The 14,036-nt window shown below is 64.4% G+C and carries 17 protein-coding genes; 6 read left to right on the forward strand and 11 right to left on the reverse strand.

Going from position 1 to position 14,036, the window contains the following annotated elements; translation table 11 throughout:
* Positions 1 to 100: 100 nt before the first annotated feature.
* Positions 101 to 871 carry a class I SAM-dependent methyltransferase gene (locus NKH41_RS15870; RefSeq protein ID WP_352451212.1) on the reverse strand — a complete coding sequence of 257 codons (771 nt, stop codon included), beginning with the start codon at positions 869 to 871 and terminating at the stop codon, positions 101 to 103.
* A gap of 98 nt (positions 872 to 969) precedes the next feature.
* Here NKH41_RS15870 and gloB point away from each other — a divergent pair, with 98 nt between their 5' ends.
* Both gloB and NKH41_RS15880 read left to right on the forward strand, forming a co-directional pair.
* Positions 970 to 1,737, forward strand: coding sequence for a hydroxyacylglutathione hydrolase (gloB, locus tag NKH41_RS15875; RefSeq protein WP_352471442.1), 768 nt, complete (start codon positions 970 to 972; stop codon positions 1,735 to 1,737).
* Positions 1,738 to 1,758: 21 nt separating this feature from the next.
* Positions 1,759 to 2,187, forward strand: a complete 429-nt coding sequence (locus tag NKH41_RS15880) for a cupin domain-containing protein (protein ID WP_352616071.1) — start codon at positions 1,759 to 1,761, stop codon at positions 2,185 to 2,187.
* 4 nt (positions 2,188 to 2,191) lie between these two features.
* Here the strand turns inward: NKH41_RS15880 and NKH41_RS15885 are convergent, their stop codons facing one another.
* From NKH41_RS15885 to NKH41_RS15895, 3 genes are read right to left on the reverse strand one after another with little or no spacing between them, the layout of a single operon-like run.
* Positions 2,192 to 2,863: a lysoplasmalogenase family protein gene (locus NKH41_RS15885; protein WP_352683102.1), complete on the reverse strand. Its 672-nt coding sequence runs from the start codon at positions 2,861 to 2,863 to the stop codon at positions 2,192 to 2,194.
* Positions 2,860 to 3,747: an aromatic amino acid exporter YddG gene (gene yddG / locus NKH41_RS15890; RefSeq protein WP_352683104.1), complete on the reverse strand. Its 888-nt coding sequence runs from the start codon at positions 3,745 to 3,747 to the stop codon at positions 2,860 to 2,862. Before yddG ends, NKH41_RS15885 begins: the two co-directional genes overlap by 4 nt.
* Before the next feature lie 42 nt (positions 3,748 to 3,789).
* Positions 3,790 to 4,581, reverse strand: a complete 792-nt coding sequence (locus tag NKH41_RS15895) for a DUF3108 domain-containing protein (protein ID WP_352616079.1) — start codon at positions 4,579 to 4,581, stop codon at positions 3,790 to 3,792.
* Positions 4,582 to 5,193: 612 nt separating this feature from the next.
* Here NKH41_RS15895 and rpmB point away from each other — a divergent pair.
* The 3 genes from rpmB to NKH41_RS15910 all read left to right on the forward strand — a co-directional run bounded on the left by rpmB (position 5,194) and on the right by NKH41_RS15910 (position 7,004).
* Positions 5,194 to 5,490 (forward strand): 50S ribosomal protein L28, encoded by a 297-nt coding sequence (rpmB, locus tag NKH41_RS15900; protein WP_006328411.1) that lies wholly within the window; start codon positions 5,194 to 5,196, stop codon positions 5,488 to 5,490.
* Positions 5,491 to 5,572: 82 nt separating this feature from the next.
* Complete coding sequence (locus NKH41_RS15905; RefSeq protein WP_352770007.1) at positions 5,573 to 6,253, forward strand: queuosine precursor transporter; 681 nt, start codon at positions 5,573 to 5,575, stop codon at positions 6,251 to 6,253.
* A 76-nt stretch (positions 6,254 to 6,329) separates the two neighbouring features.
* The gene (locus NKH41_RS15910; protein ID WP_352770010.1) at positions 6,330 to 7,004 is read left to right on the forward strand and encodes a spermidine synthase family protein; all 675 of its coding nucleotides are present in this window, start codon (positions 6,330 to 6,332) and stop codon (positions 7,002 to 7,004) included.
* A gap of 56 nt (positions 7,005 to 7,060) precedes the next feature.
* Here NKH41_RS15910 and NKH41_RS15915 read toward each other — a convergent pair whose 3' ends face one another.
* The 6 genes from NKH41_RS15915 to NKH41_RS15940 all read right to left on the reverse strand — a co-directional run bounded on the left by NKH41_RS15915 (position 7,061) and on the right by NKH41_RS15940 (position 12,759).
* Positions 7,061 to 7,546 (reverse strand): SRPBCC family protein, encoded by a 486-nt coding sequence (locus tag NKH41_RS15915; protein ID WP_352770013.1) that lies wholly within the window; start codon positions 7,544 to 7,546, stop codon positions 7,061 to 7,063.
* Positions 7,543 to 7,911, reverse strand: coding sequence for an ArsR/SmtB family transcription factor (locus NKH41_RS15920; protein WP_352770015.1), 369 nt, complete (start codon positions 7,909 to 7,911; stop codon positions 7,543 to 7,545). The genes NKH41_RS15915 and NKH41_RS15920 overlap by 4 nt, the downstream gene beginning before the upstream one ends.
* Before the next feature lie 176 nt (positions 7,912 to 8,087).
* Entirely contained in the window at positions 8,088 to 9,113 is a 1,026-nt protein-coding gene (locus tag NKH41_RS15925) for an esterase-like activity of phytase family protein (RefSeq protein WP_352770018.1), read from the reverse strand.
* On the reverse strand, positions 9,110 to 11,008 hold the full coding sequence (gene cobT / locus NKH41_RS15930; protein ID WP_352770020.1) for a cobaltochelatase subunit CobT: 1,899 nt from the start codon (positions 11,006 to 11,008) through the stop codon (positions 9,110 to 9,112). The genes NKH41_RS15925 and cobT overlap by 4 nt, the downstream gene beginning before the upstream one ends.
* An 11-nt stretch (positions 11,009 to 11,019) precedes the next feature.
* Complete coding sequence (gene cobS, locus NKH41_RS15935) at positions 11,020 to 12,006, reverse strand: cobaltochelatase subunit CobS (protein WP_352451201.1); 987 nt, start codon at positions 12,004 to 12,006, stop codon at positions 11,020 to 11,022.
* Positions 12,007 to 12,129: 123 nt separating this feature from the next.
* Positions 12,130 to 12,759 (reverse strand): J domain-containing protein, encoded by a 630-nt coding sequence (locus NKH41_RS15940; protein WP_254816626.1) that lies wholly within the window; start codon positions 12,757 to 12,759, stop codon positions 12,130 to 12,132.
* A gap of 133 nt (positions 12,760 to 12,892) precedes the next feature.
* Here NKH41_RS15940 and NKH41_RS15945 point away from each other — a divergent pair, with 133 nt between their 5' ends.
* Positions 12,893 to 13,195 (forward strand): BolA family protein, encoded by a 303-nt coding sequence (locus tag NKH41_RS15945; protein WP_352770023.1) that lies wholly within the window; start codon positions 12,893 to 12,895, stop codon positions 13,193 to 13,195.
* Positions 13,196 to 13,198: 3 nt separating this feature from the next.
* On the opposite strand, the gene NKH41_RS15950 is transcribed toward NKH41_RS15945, so the two are convergent.
* The gene (locus NKH41_RS15950; protein ID WP_352770025.1) at positions 13,199 to 14,008 is read right to left on the reverse strand and encodes an alpha/beta hydrolase; all 810 of its coding nucleotides are present in this window, start codon (positions 14,006 to 14,008) and stop codon (positions 13,199 to 13,201) included.
* Positions 14,009 to 14,036: the final 28 nt, after the last annotated feature.

The raw sequence follows: 14,036 nt of genomic DNA on the forward strand, positions 1-14,036 counted from the left end.
CCAAACCGGTCATAGGGATCGGCCGCACGGCCTTCAATCGGACAGCAAACCTGATATCGTCAGATAGGCGTGAAAAAGCACGTCTCGGATCACGAACGCGTCATCCTGGCGGTGCCGGGTGTTCGGCCCGCGACAGCCGGCCAAGCGTCGGCGCGCCATGCGGCGAGAGAACCGGCACGAAGACGCGGCGGGACGCGCGCTGGGCAACCGGCACGCCTTGATAGAGCCGCTTCTGCGCCTCGACGACGATAACGCCCGAAAAGATCGGCCAGAAGCGCCGGCCGGCGCGTTCCAGCACATTATGGAACTGCATCATGAAACGTCGCGGCGACGGCGGGAAGAACAGCGCATCGGACCACGCCGCCGGCGTGAAATTCGCTTCGCGCAGCAATTCGGTCAGCTGGCCGCGCGAGAACGGTCGGCCATTGCCGAAAGGCGTATGCTCGAAGCGTGCCCAGACACCGCGCCGGTTGGGCACGACGATGACGACACGGCCGGCCGGCGACAGCACCCGCCAGATCTCGTTCAGCGTCTCGCGCGGGTTCTCGACATGTTCGAGCGAATGGACGAGCAGCATGCGGTCGATGCAGGAATCGACCAGCGGCAGTTCCTCATCGAAGACCAGCGCGGTCGCCGTCGGCCCGGTCGCCGGCCAGACCACCGCGCCCTGTGTTGCCGGCATGAAGGCAAAGACACGCTCGGCATCGCTGCCGAAGCGTTCCAGCCACGGCAAGGTGTAGCCGAGGCCGACCAGCCGCTCGTTGGGCACGACGGCCCATATCGAGGACAGCGCCATGGTGATCGAGCGTTCGGCCAGGCGGCCGAGCGTGGTTGAATAAAACGAACGGAGATCGACAATGTCTGAATGCATGCGCGGAACGGTAGCTTCGAAGCAGTCCAAGTTCAACAAAGGCAGATGACATCGGCTGGCGGGCGCCCTATGTCTGCGGCAATAAAGGGAGAGATGCGATGCCGGTCGAGATCGAACAATTCATGTGCCGCAGCGACAATTTCGGCGTGCTGGTGCATGACCCGAAAAGCGGTCAGACGGCGCTCATCGATGCGCCCGAGGAGGCGCCCATCCTGGCGGCGATCAAGCGCACCGGCTGGACCCCGACGATGATCCTGACCACTCACCACCATCTCGACCACGTCGAGGCCAATCTGGCGCTGAAGGAGCGCTTCAAGCTGCGCATTGTCGGGCCGGAAGCCGAAAAGGCAAAGATTCCCGGCATCGACGAAACTGTCGAGCAAGGCTCGGTCGTCCATCTCGGCGACGAGCGGATCGAGGTCATCGCCACACCCGGCCATACCGCCGGCCATGTCACCTATCATCTGCCGGCGTCGAAAGTGGCATTCGCCGCCGACACGCTGTTTGCGCTCGGCTGTGGGCGGCTGCTCGAATGCAAGCCGCCGGTGATGTACGAATCCCTGAAGAAGCTCGCGGCGCTGCCGGCCGAGACGGTCGTCTATTGCGGCCATGAGTATACGCTGGCCAATGCCCGTTTCGCGCTCACCGTCGACCCGACCAATTCGGCGCTGAAAGAGCGTGCCGCCAAGGTCGAGGCGCTGCGCGCCGACGGCAAGCCGACGCTGCCGACGACGATCGGCGAGGAACTGTCGACCAATCCGTTCCTGCGCTGGCACGATCCGGCGATCCGCAGGCATCTCGGCCTGGAGAAGGCCTCCGACGCCGAAGTGTTCGCCGAGATCCGCAAGCGCAAGGACAATTTCTGAGCGGCGCCAGGAGCTAGGGTCATGACCAGTTCCGCCGAAATCATCGCCCTGCTCGGCCTGAAGCCGCATCCGGAAGGCGGCTGGTATGCCGAGACCTTTCGCGACGGCACGGCAGGCACGCGCGGGCATTCGACGGCGATCTATTTCCTCCTCGAGAAGGACCAATTGTCGGCCTGGCACCGGGTCAAGGACGCGGCCGAGGTCTGGCATTTCTATGACGGTGCGCCGCTGGCGCTGTCGATACACCGAGAAGGCGGTCCCGTCATCGAGGAGGTCCTCGGTACGGCGCTTGCCGCGGGCGAGCGGCCGCAGATCGTCGTGCCGGCAGGCTGGTGGCAGTCGGCACGCAGCCTCGGCGAATGGACCCTGGTCGGCTGCACCGTGGCGCCGGGTTTCGATTTCTCCGCCTTCGAACTCGCCGAACCAGGCTGGCTGCCGGGAACGCCCTAGGCACCTAGCCCAGCAGCAAACCCAGCGTGATCGCCAGCTGGCCGGCATAATACAGCGCCCAGACCCCATGGCGCACCCAAATGCGGTGCGCCGAGATGGCGGGCAGCAGGAACTTTTCCGCGGCGTGCAGCCCGTCGGACAGCATGAGCAGGATGACGCCGCCGACGACCCAGACGCTGTTCAGGGTGAGCGCCGCAATGCCCATGCCAAGCAGCGCCGCGGCATGGATGCCAATCGGCAAACGCAAGGCCGGGCCGGTGCGGCGCCAGAGCGCGAAAATCATCGCCAGCGCCAACACGGCCATCGCCAGGGCAATAATTCCTCGCCACGGTTCGGCCGAGAGCAGCCCGAGGCCGCTGCCGGCGCGCAGGAACAGCACGACGTAAAGCACATGCGCGGCAAGAAAACTGGCCGTGCCGCCAAGAAATGCCTTCTCGCCGTCGCGCGACAGGAAGGCGTCGCCGACGGCACTGACGCCCAGCGCGGCGACGAGCAGCCATGGGCCGCCCTGCTGCGCGACCAGCACCGCCAGCATCGCCACCGGCAATGTCCTTGCCGCCGACCGCGAAAGGCGCGGCGGCATGCCGAGGCTGAACGCGTAAATCACCGCCGCCGCCAGCGAAAATACCAGCGTCGCATTGGCATTGGCATCGATGCCGCCGGGAAACGGCATCATGCGTTTGCCTCGCTCGTGGCCCTCTTGCGCAGGAACAGCGATTTCGCCGCCAGTGCCGCGCCGCCGGTGATCAGCACGCAGGCGGCGAGGATGCGCCATGACGGCTCGGCGAAGCCGGCGGCGATCAGCACCAGGGTGGACAGCAGCGGCGCGGCATAGCTCGCCGCCCCCAGCACCTGGATGTTGCCGCGCTTGACGCCGATGTCCCAGGCATAGAACGCCGCCCCCACCGGCATTAGACCGAGGCCGAGCACGGCCAGCCACTGGCCGGCGCCGTTGGGCAGCACCGTTTCTTCCAGCAACAGATGGCAGACCAGCGAAAGTGCCGCGGTGGCGGCGCAGAACCAGGTGACGATGCTGGTCGGCACCGACGGGAAGCGCCGCGACAACAGCGAATAGGACGACCACAGCACCGCGCAGACGCCGGCCATTGCATAGCCGAAGGCATAACGCGCATCGAAGGCAAGCCCGCCGCCCTTGGTGACGATCAGGACCGTGCCGGCAAGGCCGAGCAGCGCGCCGGCGACGTGGTTCCAGGCCAGCCGCTCGCCCGGCATCAGCGCCGACCCCAGCACGATCAGCAGCGGCCACAGATAGGCGATCAGGCTGGCCTCGACGGCCGGCGCATTGCGCAGCGCGGTGAAATAGAAGAAGTGGTAGCCGAACAGGCCGGCAATGCCGATCGCCCAAACCTGGCGCGGTATCTTCGCGGCGCCATCAGCTGCCGGCATGAACAGCCGGGCAACCAGCCCGACACAGGTGCCGATCGTGAAGGTGATTGCCGAAAGCAGGAACGGCGGCACGGCGCCCGAAGCATCCGTAAGCAGCGCCAGCAGCGCCCACATGGCGACCGCGGAGAAGCCGATCAGTGTTGCGCGCGCCATACCGGTCGCCCCCTGCCCATCGTTGGCGGCGCACCGTCACGCCTATTCGTTTGCTTCGAACCGCTCCGCACTGATCGTCAACGGGCCGATTTGCGTGCTGACCGTGGCGCGGATCGGCGCATATACGCCGCTTTGGCCGACCGGTGCAAACGTCACCATGATGCGGCTGCGTTTCTTCAGGTAGTTCAGCGCCTTGCGGTTCTTGCGGTAACCGGCCACCGGCTCGAAGCCCAGCCTGCAGGTGACCGTATCGCCCTTGTAGCCGGCCACCGAGATCGACCCTTTGGACTCGTAGGTCAGTTTCAGATCGGCACGCATTTCGCCGTCATAGAGCTTCACCGTGCGCCCGCAGACCTGGTCGAGGCTGTCGGCATGGATGACGGTGGCGGCCATCGGATCGAGGACCGATACGAGATGGCTGCCGACCAGCGGTATCCAATTCTCGGGATTGCGCTTCTTCGGCTCAGGCACGACCTTGGTCGAGGTGACGACGCCGTTGGCAAACTGGATGTCGATCATCGATGCCTTCTTGCCGGACGTGTAGTCGGCGTGGAACGCTTGCGGCTGCAACTGCTTGCCCGAAATCTTGCCCTTCGACGAGATCGTGCCTCGCGTATCGTCGAACAAAGTGGCGAGCCCGGCGGCGGAAACGCTGCCCTCGATCGAATAGCTGTCACCCTCGTACTGGCTGGAGAATTTCGCCTTGGCCACGGAGAGGCCGAGGAACGACACCGAATATTCGCCCGTGAAGGATTGCGGCTCAGCGGCCGAAACCGTCGTCGAAAGCGCGACGGCCATCAGCACGACCAGGGCATGGAGGAAAGAACGAGGCATGGCGGGTCCTTGATTGTCGACCGGACGGGGCGGCTCCGGTCTGGCATGTCCCTGTGCGACCGCTTATAGGCTGAATTCCGGCCTTAATGTGAAAGGCGCCGTCGGCAGGCAACGTTGGGGCTGGTCGACAGCCAAAATAAAAAACCCGCCTCGGCGGGCGGGTCGTTGGAGCCAATTAGCACCATACCGAAATTAGTAGCATAGCTGCCGGCACAAAGCAAGAACAAAATGTGGCCACCTGGAAAATCGCTACAGGTTTGCGCAGCCCCTCATCGCCCTGCCGGGCACTTCTCCCCGTATAGGGACGGGGAGAAGGTCGCCTTGCAAAGGGTTTCGCCAATTTGCGAAGTTGCAGAAGCGCCGAGCCTGCGGCCAAGCCCCTTCTCCCCGTCACTATACGGGGAGAAGGTGCCGGCAGGCGGATGAGGGGCAGCGCCGGCATCGGTCATCTTTTGATTGATTCCCTTGGCACTAACCAACCCCAAGCTTGACGCCTCGGCGAAATGCAACTATGGAACGCCAACTTTTTCCATAAGGCCGCCTGACCGAAACCGCGCGCCACCCGGCGCGGGTCGAATGTTTGGCCAGGACCGAGAACCGAAGGTTAGAACCATGTCCCGCACCTGCGAACTCACTGCCAAGGCAGTCATGTCCGGCAACAATGTGAGCCACGCCAACAACAAGACCAAGCGTCGCTTCCTGCCCAATCTCGTCAATGTGACGCTGATCTCGGAAGCGCTGAACCAGAACGTGCGCCTGCGCATTTCGGCCAACGCGCTGCGTTCGGTCGAGCATCGCGGCGGCCTCGACGCCTTCCTGGCCAAGGCCGATGCCAAGGAATTGTCGCAGCGCGCCCGCCTGTTGAAGAAGCAGATCGCCAAGAAGCTCGCCGAGCAGCCGGCCGCCTGAGTTTTTCGGCGGCAGCCGCCTTCCAGGGCGTGGTCCGAACTCCGGATCGCGTTCCGCTGGTTCCATTACCCAGGATAAAAAAATGATTTTCCTCTCGCGGTACCTGCCCTTCGTGGCGGCCATGGCGCTCGTCGTCGTGGCCTCGAACATCCTCGTGCAGTTCCCGATGCAAGGCGCAATCGGCGGGCTGTCGCTGGCCGACATCCTGACCTGGGGCGCCTTCACCTATCCGTTCTCCTTCCTGGTCACCGATCTCGCCAACCGCCGCTATGGGCCGGCGGTGGCGCGCAGGATCGTCTTTGTCGGCTTCATGACAGCGGTGATCTGCTCGATCGTCATCCCACCGCTGCTGTTTCGCCACGGCCTGATCGAATTCGAGACCGCCGCCGACCGGCTGGTGCGCATTGCCGCTGCCTCGGGCGCCGCCTTCCTCACCGCGCAGTTGCTCGACGTCACCGTATTCAACCGGCTGCGCCGGCGGAGCTGGTGGCGCGCGCCGATCGTCGGCACGCTGGTCGGCTCCGTTTTCGATACGGTGGTGTTTTTCACCGTCGCCTTCGCGGCGGCGTTCGCCTTCGCCGGGCCCAACGACGGCTTTGCGCTGGAAACCGCGCCGCTGATGGGCGTGCTGCCGGTCGAGACGATGCGCTGGATTTCCTGGGCGCTCGGCGATCTCGGCGTCAAGCTGGTCATAGCGGTGGTGGCGCTGATCCCCTACCGGCTGCTTGCCGCCCGCTGGAGCCAACCGGCACTGGCAGCATGATCCCGAACCAAAGGTCCGCGTTAGCGAAAAGTGGGAACCGGTTTTCGGACAAGATCATGCTCAAAGACTATCGAGCATGATCCCCTGGCTTCAACTGGACTCGGCAAAAACGCCTGACGGCGGACAGGAACTCCGCCTGAAGCGGCGCGGCGGCGAATTCTCGATCATGCTTGGCGCCAACGAGCTGATGAACAGCCGGCTCAGCGGTTCCGAAGAGGCGCTGGCGAAACTGTCCTGCCAAAGGATTGCCGGCCGCCGGACCCCGAACATCCTGATCGGCGGCCTCGGCATGGGCTTTACCTTGCGCGCGGCGCTGGCCGAGCTCGGCGACGATGCGCAGGTCACCGTTGCCGAACTGGTGCCGGCAGTCGTGATTTGGGCGCGCGGCCCGATGGCCGAGCTGTTCGGCGGCTGCCTTGATGACCGGCGTGTCGGCATTCGCGAGGCCGATGTCGGTCAGCTCATCCGATCGCAAGCTTCGGCCTGGGACGCGATCCTGCTCGACGTCGACAACGGCCCCGAGGGCATCGTCTACAAGGCCAACGATGCGCTCTACAGCGCAGCCGGCCTCAGCGCCGCACGCGCTGCGCTCAAGCCCGGCGGTGTGCTGGCGGTCTGGTCGCAGAGCCCTGACGCAGGCTTCACCCGAAGGCTCAAGCAGGGCGGCTTCACGGTCGAGGAGGTCAAGGTGCGGGCTCACGGCAAGCGCGGCGCCCGTCACATCGTCTGGCTCGCGACCAAGGGGCAATAGGCCACCTCGCAATCCGGGCCGGCCTTGTTGACGCCGCCCGGTACGTCCACGAACCTCTACTTCGCCTTCTGAAGCTCGGCGGCAAGCGCCTGCAGCAGCCCGCGTGTGCCCTCCTCGCGCCCTTGCGCTGAATCGACGCCATCGAAGAACGCACCCTGTTCGGTATAGGTCAGGCGGGTGCCCTCGCCGGAAGGTGCAAGCTCGACCGTGGTGAGCGACGCCGACAGCGGCTGCGCCCCGACCGCCATCCGGTAGGAAAATACGATGCGCCGGTCAGGGACGATGTCCTGGAACTGCGCATCGAGCCTGATTTCCGGGCCGCCCTGGTAGCTGAACCGCGAAACCTCGCCGCCGCCGACACGGAAATCGAAAGTGAATTCGGCGATGGTGAAGCCGTCGCCTTCGACACGCCAGCGCCGCACCGTCGCCTTGTCGGCAAAGGCGAGGAAGACGCTCTCGGGCGATTGCGGATAGGTCCGCTCGATCGTGAAGGTCGAATGGATGACGGAGTGCTCGTCGTTAACCGGGGCAATCTGGTTCATTTCTTGTCGTCCTTTTCCTGCTCGTGGAGTGTTGCTTTCGATTGGTCAGTCTCCGCCAGGATCTGGCCGAGACGGTCGAGCTGGCGTTCGGCCGGCGTACGGCGCGCGGCGATCCAGTCGGCAAGCGGGGCCAGCCCGCCGGGCTCGATCCGGCAGGTGCGCACGCGCCCGATCTTTTCGCTGCGGATCAGCCCGCACGCTTCCAGCGCCTGGAGGTGCTGGAGCACGGCGGCGAAGGTCATGCCGAACGGCTCCGCCAACTGGCTGACGGTGGCTGGCCCGCGGCTCAGCCTTTCCAGGATTGCCCGGCGCGTCGGCTCGGCAAGAGCCCGCAGGATGCTGTCGATCCCGGAATACTTAAGCATGGACTTGAGTATTTCGCCGATGACGCAAATTGTCAAGTCACGACTAAAGTATTTTTTCGGATGGTGAGAGCCGGCTGGAAAACCCGCGACGCGGGTCATTGCCAGGGGAAATTGCCTGCGCTGCAAAACGGCGCGGAAACGCCAGCGATGCTGTCAGCCAGCAGGCCGGTCGCGCGTCAATCCTCGTGCAGCACAAATTCCAGGTAAAGATTGCGCTGCAGGATCGAGTGGTTGTCGTCGGACATCAGCGCCACGATCAGCGCGCCATCGTCGCGGGTCCAGACGTCGAGCGCTTCCATGTTGTCGATCTGGTAGCCCATGTCGGCTTCGAGCAGCACCGGCCCGTCGGCGACGGCGCCCTTCTCGACGCTTTCGCCATAGATGCGCCGCAGCCGCATCTTGACGCCGCCGGCCATCGAAAAACTGCGCTCCAGAAGCAACAGGTCGCCGTCCGGCAGGAAGGCGCCGTCGGTGATGTCGAAATCGCCATTGCGCTTGACGGTGAAGACGCCCTTGTGCGGCCCTTCGATGATCGCGGCAAAGATGTTGCCGGCCTTGTCGAGGCTCTTTTCCGACACCACGACCAGTCCGCCCGCGTGCTGCCCGTTGGGGTTGGCGCGGGTGACGGTCTCAAAGCCGCGATTGCGGCGAAGTTCCCAGGCTGGAATCAGGAAGCCCAATTGCCTGAACGGCGCCTTCATGCCGTCCGGATCGATCTTGAACTCTGCGATACGGTGATCGCCCTCGAAACCGACCGTGGCAATGCCGTCCTTGACCGCGAGGCCTTCGGCATCGACCGCCCATTTCTCGTCGATCGGCTGACCGGCCGCATCGACCATCTGCTGCATGCGAAAATTCTGGATGCCGGAAGGCCGCTTCTCGGCATCGTGGACGAGGGTGCCGAAGAACCAGAAGCCGGTGTCGGCGACGCCGATGAAATCGCTGCCGGGCTCGAGGAACCGAAGTGCCGACAGCGCGCCGAAATCGCGCGTCGACGAGGTCATTTCGAGCCCGCCGATGAATTCGAGCGGCCCGAACTGTTTGTCCGGCCGGCCGATGTGGAATTCGCTGATCGGCCGTGCCGTGATTTCGGCCGGCTCGACCGAGGCCGGGCCGGCAGCGACAGCTGGCGCCAAACTGATGCCTAACAACGCACTGGCGGCCAAAAGCTTCTGCCAAAAGCCGCCGCGGGAAAAAATCATCCGGCGCGCCGCATGCCGCCGCGCCGCGTGTCGCGCACGGTTTCCTCGGCGAACAGCGAGGCCAGCTGCTCGGTCATGGCGCCGGCCAGTTCTTCGGCATCGACGATGGTGACGGCGCGGCGATAGTAGCGGGTGACGTCGTGGCCGATGCCGATGGCCAAAAGCTCGACCGGCGAGCGCGTCTCGATGAGTTCGATGATGGCCCGCAGATGCCGCTCGAGATAATTGCCGGGGTTGACCGACAGCGTCGAATCGTCGACCGGCGCCCCGTCGGAGATCATCATCAGGATCTTGCGCTGCTCCGGCCGCGCGATCAGCCGGTTGTGCGCCCACAGCAGCGCCTCGCCGTCGATGTTTTCCTTGAGCAGGCCCTCGCGCATCATCAGGCCGAGATTGCGGCGCGCCCGCCGCCACGGATGGTCGGCGGATTTGTAGATGATGTGGCGCAGATCGTTGAGCCGGCCGGGGTTCGGCGGTTTGCCTTCCTTCAGCCATTTCTCGCGCGCCTGCCCGCCCTTCCAGGCGCGGGTGGTGAAGCCGAGGATTTCGACCGAGACGCCGCAGCGTTCCAGCGTGCGCGCCAGGATGTCGGCGCAGGTCGCGGCGACCGTGATCGGCCGGCCGCGCATCGAACCCGAATTGTCGAGCACCAGCGACACCACCGTGTCGCGGAATTTGGTATCGCGCTCCTGCTTGAAGGACAGAGGCTGCATCGGGTCGATGACGACGCGCACCAGCCGTGCCGGATCGAGATAGCCTTCTTCGAGGTCGAAATCCCAGGAGCGGTTCTGCTGCGCCATCAGGCGGCGCTGCAGCCGGTTGGCCAGCCGCCCGACGACGCCGGAAAGGTTGGCGAGCTGCTTGTCGAGGAAGGCGCGCAGTCGGTCGAGCTCCTCCTCCTCGCACAGTTCCTCCGCACCAACGGTCTCGTCGAAGGCCGTGGTGAAGACCTTGTAGTCGATCTCTTTCGGCAGATTGGTGAAGGGATTGTTGTTGCGGCGCGCCTCGCCGGGCGTCTCCGCATCGGCGTCGTCATCGTCGGAGAGATCCTCGGCGGTGGCGTCGGAGGCTTCCGTCTCGGCCGATTGCTCGTCGTCCGACGATGCCTCGGTATCCTCGGACTGCGACTGCTCGGAGCCCGAATCGTCTTCGCCGCCCTCCTCGCTCTGCTCCTCGCCTTGCGGCTGGTTTTCGTCGTTGTCCTCGGAGTCTTCCGTCTCCTGGTCGTCGCCGAGCTCCTCCGCCATTTCCATGGAGGCGAGCATCTCGCGCACGACGCGGGCGAACGCCTGCTGGTCGTCGAGCTTTGCCGACAGCCCGTCCAGATCGGCACTGGCTTTTTCCTCGACCCAGGGGCGCCAGAGATCGACCAGCCGTTCGCCGCTCTTCGGCACAGTGCGGCCGGTCAGCTTTTCGCGCACCATCAGCGCCAGCGCTTCCTCGATCGGCGCGTCGGCCTTGTCCTTGACGTCGACGAGGTTGGCCCTGGCGTATTTGTCCTCGAGCATCGAGCCGATATTGTCGGCGACGCCCTGCATGGCGCGGCTGCCGATCGCCTCGACCCGGGCCTGCTCTACCGCGTCATAGATGGCGCGGGCCTGTTTGCCTTCCGGGGCCAGCCTGGTGTGGATGCGCGCATCGTGGCAGGCGCGCTTCAGCGCCATGGAATCGCCGAGCCCGCGGGTGATGGCGATGTCCGCCTTCGATGCCTTCTTCGGCAGTTCCGGTAGCCGGGCGCGGCTGCCGGCCAGTGCCGGCCGATCCTTGGCGAAGCCGACCTCGAGATCCTTGTCGCCGGCGATGGCGCGCATGCAGACGGTAACGGCGCGCTTGAAGCTGTCGTTCTCAGCGCCGGTCTTGGATTTGTTTCGCGTATTGTCGCCCGGACCCGCCATCGAGACTCTGCTTAGCCCAGCACCACATTGGCAGCCGATTCCGGCAGATCCTCGCCAAAGGCGCGTTGGTAGAACTCGGCCACCAGCGAGCGTTCGAGCTCGTCGCATTTGTTGAGGAAGGTCAGCCGGAACGCCATGCCGATGTTGCCGAAGATCTCGGCATTCTCGGCCCAGGTGATAACCGTACGCGGGCTCATCACCGTCGACAGATCGCCGTTGATGAAGGCCGAGCGCGTCATGTCGGCGACACGCACCATCTTGTTGACGATCTCCTTGCCCTTGCCGTCGCGGTAATGCTTGGCCTTGGCCAGCACGATGTTCACTTCATTGTCGTGCGGCAGGTAGTTCAGCGTGGTGACGATCGACCAGCGGTCCATCTGCGCCTGGTTGATCTGCTGGGTGCCATGATAGAGGCCGGTGGTGTCGCCCAGCCCAACCGTGTTGGCGGTCGAAAACAGCCGGAAGGCCGGGTGCGGGCGGATGACCCGGCTCTGGTCGAGCAGCGTCAGCCGGCCCGACGATTCCAGCACGCGCTGGATGACGAACATCACGTCCGGGCGGCCGGCATCGTACTCGTCGAAGCACAGCGCGACATTGTGCTGATAGGCCCAGGGCAGGATGCCGTCGCGGAATTCGGTGATCTGCAGCCCGTCCTTGACGACGATGGCGTCCTTGCCGACGAGATCGATGCGGCTGACATGGCTGTCGAGGTTGACGCGCACGCAAGGCCAGTTGAGGCGGGCGGCGACCTGTTCGATATGCGTCGACTTGCCGGTGCCGTGATAGCCCGACACCATGACCCGACGGTTGTAGGCAAAGCCGGCGAGGATCGCCATGGTCGTGTTCTTGTCGAACAGGTAGTCCGGGTCGATGTCGGGGACATGCTCGCTCGTCACCGCATAGGCCGGCACCACCATCTTGGAGTCGAAGCCGAATGTCTCCTTCACCGACACCGTGGTGTCGGGCAGGTTGGCGATGTCGCGATCGACCTTGTTCATCTCTATCAACGTCTCCACAAGCGAAACGCCGCGTTTCGCCGGCAATCGATTTTGTTCGGGGGCGGTCTTAGAGCCTTTTCCAACCTTATGAAAGTTGGAAAACGACACGAACCGTAAGGTCGCTCAGCACAAACCTGCCTGCTTGAGCACGCGATACGCCTGGAGCACATCGCGGAACCGGTCTTCCGAACCTCTGTCGCCGCCATTCGCATCCGGGTGGTGGCGTTTCACAAGTTCCTTATAGCGCGCCTTGATATCCTTGCCACTTGCCTTTGTATCAAGGCCAAGCGTTTCCAGTGCCTTGGCCTCAAGCGGCTTGGCCTTGCGCTCGCGTGCTTCGCGCGGGTCCTTCGGGCCTTTGAACAGGTCGAACGGATCGCGCATGCGATTGTAGTAGCCGGCGCGACCGGAGCGCGCCTGGGCAAAGTCCGGCGAGGAGCGGGTCGATGCGCCGTTGACGCCCATTTTCCAGGTCGGCCGGTGGCCGGTCATGGCTTCCTTCTGGAAGCGGGCGATCTCGGTGTCGGGAACGCCCGAGAAATAATTGAAGCCCTTGTTGTACTCGCGCACATGGTCGAAGCAGAACTGGAAATACTCGCCTTCCTTCATCCGTCCGACCGGGGCACGGTGGGTACCGGCCTCCTTGCAGCCATCCCACTGGCAGATCGGCGAACGCGACTTCAGCTCCGCGTCCTTCTCCGGGCGGATGCGAATCTTTTCGAAATATTTTGGGTACGGCTTCATCTCACCCATTTATGGGCTGTTCGCGCATGCGAAACAAGAATTGACATTTTCGCGATGATCGCCCTAACCGCTGAATCGCGGCATAAAACCGGCGAATTGCGAATTTTGTGCGATGACATAGATGTGGTGAAGGGAAGCGGCGATGTCCATACAGGCAACGATGGAAGACAAGCTGAAAAAGGCGTTTTCGCCGGAACGGCTGGCCGTCATCAACGAAAGCCATCTCCATGCCGGCCATCATCATGTGGATTCCGGCCATCACGCCACCTTCGACGGCGCCGGCGAGACGCATTTCCGCGTCCGCATCGTCGCGCCAGCCTTTGCCGGCATGAGCCGCGTCGAACGTCACCGCGCCGTCAACGATCTGCTGGCCGAGGAATTGAAATCCGGCGTGCATGCCCTAGCGATCGAGCCGGCGGCGCCCGGCGAAAAGACCCGCTGGTAAATTTCAGCCGAGGCTCGCCCTCAAGAAAGCCATCACCGCTGCGGTCAATGCATCGCCCTCGGTGCCGAAGTCGCGATTGATCGACATGTGCGAATAGGCGCTGCCGTCGAACAGTGTGACCCTGGTTCCGGTGGCGCGCAGACGCCCGGCGAAGGCCTGCGCGTCCGCCGCGCGGGCTTTCGCCCGCGAATGGGCGATGAAGGTCGGCGGGTGCTTGCGCCCTTCCACATAGGTGACAGGCGACAGCGCGCGCCACTGTGCCGGATCGGGAAAGGCGCGGGCATAGACCCCTGCCATGCCGCCGCTTCTGGCCAGCGCCTCCAGATCGTAGGCCCTGGTGTCGTCGAGAACCAGCGCCGCGACGCCGGGCAGGCCGCCGCGCAGCCCGGTCAATGCGACGAGATGGCAGCCGGCCGAATGGCCCATGGCGACGATCCGGTCCGGATCGCCGCCATGCCTGGCGATGTTGGCGCGGACGTAACGATAGGCCAGTTCGACATCTGCCGCCTGGGTGGCGACGTCGGCCTTGGGCAGCATCCGGTAGTCGATCGAGACGAAGCAGAAGCCATTGTCGAGCAGGAATTGCGGCTTGGCATTGACGTTGCCGCGGTTGCCGACCCGCCAGGCGCCGCCATGGACGAAAAAGACGACCGGCAGGCCGCTTGCGCCGTCGCGGGAATAAATGTCGAGCTTGGCCGGCCCATAGTCGAAGGTTTCGGGCGACGGCGAACGCAGCCGCAATGCCGCCGCAGCCTGTCCCGGCAGCAGCGCCGCCATCGACGCCAGAAGCAGGCTTCGCCGATCGATCGTCATCAACGCCTGACTGCCCACGGCTGCCACA

Origin of the sequence: Mesorhizobium sp. M1169 (genome assembly GCF_040318345.1) — a bacterium.
Classification (GTDB): Bacteria; Pseudomonadota; Alphaproteobacteria; order Rhizobiales; family Rhizobiaceae; genus Mesorhizobium.

Bases quoted from the DNA above. Each gene is read 5' to 3' on its own strand.
- NKH41_RS15915 (WP_352770013.1), bottom strand. From the start codon at position 7,546: ATGAACCAGATTGCCCCGGTTAACGACGAGCACTCCGTCATCCATTCG.
- NKH41_RS15880 (WP_352616071.1), top strand. From the start codon at position 1,759: ATGACCAGTTCCGCCGAAATCATCGCCCTGCTCGGCCTGAAGCCGCAT.
- NKH41_RS15910 (WP_352770010.1), top strand. From the start codon at position 6,330: ATGATCCCCTGGCTTCAACTGGACTCGGCAAAAACGCCTGACGGCGGA.
- NKH41_RS15920 (WP_352770015.1), bottom strand. From the start codon at position 7,911: ATGCTTAAGTATTCCGGGATCGACAGCATCCTGCGGGCTCTTGCCGAG.
- yddG (WP_352683104.1), bottom strand. From the start codon at position 3,747: ATGGCGCGCGCAACACTGATCGGCTTCTCCGCGGTCGCCATGTGGGCG.
- NKH41_RS15950 (WP_352770025.1), bottom strand. From the start codon at position 14,008: ATGACGATCGATCGGCGAAGCCTGCTTCTGGCGTCGATGGCGGCGCTG.
- cobS (WP_352451201.1), bottom strand. From the start codon at position 12,006: ATGAACAAGGTCGATCGCGACATCGCCAACCTGCCCGACACCACGGTG.
- NKH41_RS15895 (WP_352616079.1), bottom strand. From the start codon at position 4,581: ATGCCTCGTTCTTTCCTCCATGCCCTGGTCGTGCTGATGGCCGTCGCG.
- NKH41_RS15905 (WP_352770007.1), top strand. From the start codon at position 5,573: ATGATTTTCCTCTCGCGGTACCTGCCCTTCGTGGCGGCCATGGCGCTC.
- NKH41_RS15870 (WP_352451212.1), bottom strand. From the start codon at position 871: ATGCATTCAGACATTGTCGATCTCCGTTCGTTTTATTCAACCACGCTC.
- NKH41_RS15940 (WP_254816626.1), bottom strand. From the start codon at position 12,759: ATGGGTGAGATGAAGCCGTACCCAAAATATTTCGAAAAGATTCGCATC.
- rpmB (WP_006328411.1), top strand. From the start codon at position 5,194: ATGTCCCGCACCTGCGAACTCACTGCCAAGGCAGTCATGTCCGGCAAC.
- NKH41_RS15925 (WP_352770018.1), bottom strand. From the start codon at position 9,113: ATGATTTTTTCCCGCGGCGGCTTTTGGCAGAAGCTTTTGGCCGCCAGT.
- gloB (WP_352471442.1), top strand. From the start codon at position 970: ATGCCGGTCGAGATCGAACAATTCATGTGCCGCAGCGACAATTTCGGC.
- NKH41_RS15885 (WP_352683102.1), bottom strand. From the start codon at position 2,863: ATGATGCCGTTTCCCGGCGGCATCGATGCCAATGCCAATGCGACGCTG.
- cobT (WP_352770020.1), bottom strand. From the start codon at position 11,008: ATGGCGGGTCCGGGCGACAATACGCGAAACAAATCCAAGACCGGCGCT.
- NKH41_RS15945 (WP_352770023.1), top strand. From the start codon at position 12,893: ATGTCCATACAGGCAACGATGGAAGACAAGCTGAAAAAGGCGTTTTCG.